At 73.3% G+C, this 540-nt stretch carries 1 protein-coding gene; it reads right to left on the minus strand.

From position 1 onward, the window contains the following. Positions 1-540 (minus strand): sensor histidine kinase (locus PKE99_RS38610; protein ID WP_369075894.1); only part of this gene is annotated, 540 nt, incomplete at both ends.

The raw sequence follows: 540 nt of genomic DNA on the forward strand, positions 1-540 counted from the left end.
CCGGGTCGACGGATACGCGTACGCCGCGCTCGCCTGCCTCGAGGCCATGGGCGCCGATGAGGGCATGCAGGAGGCTGTCGCCGATACGGTCGATGTTCTCGACGGGGTAGTCGACCGGTCCGCGATGCAGCTGCTCGCCCAGGAACTCCCGCGCCTCGCCCGGGCGGTCGGCGTCGAGCATGCCGACGGCGACGTGCAGGCGGTTGGCGAACTCGTGACGCTGAACCCGCAGCGCGCCGGTCATGGCCCGCACCGTGTCGAGTCGCTCGCTGAGCGCGGCGACGTCGGTGCGGTCGCGGACGATCAGCACGGTGCCGAGGTCGCGCCCGCCGCGGCGCACCGGCTGCGCATCGGCGTAGAGCACCCGCTCACCCACGACCACACCCTCGCTCGCCGTGCCGTCACGGGCCGCTGCGAGGATCGCGGGGGCGATGCCCAGCTGCTCCAACGTCGCCCCCGTGGGCTCCTCGAGCCCCAGCATCCGCCGCGCTGCTTCATTGCAGAGGCGCACGACGCCGTCGTCGTCGAGGGCCACGACCC

The sequence above is a fragment of the Pseudonocardia halophobica genome (assembly GCF_027922425.1).
GTDB lineage: Bacteria > Actinomycetota > Actinomycetes > Mycobacteriales > Pseudonocardiaceae > Pseudonocardia > Pseudonocardia halophobica.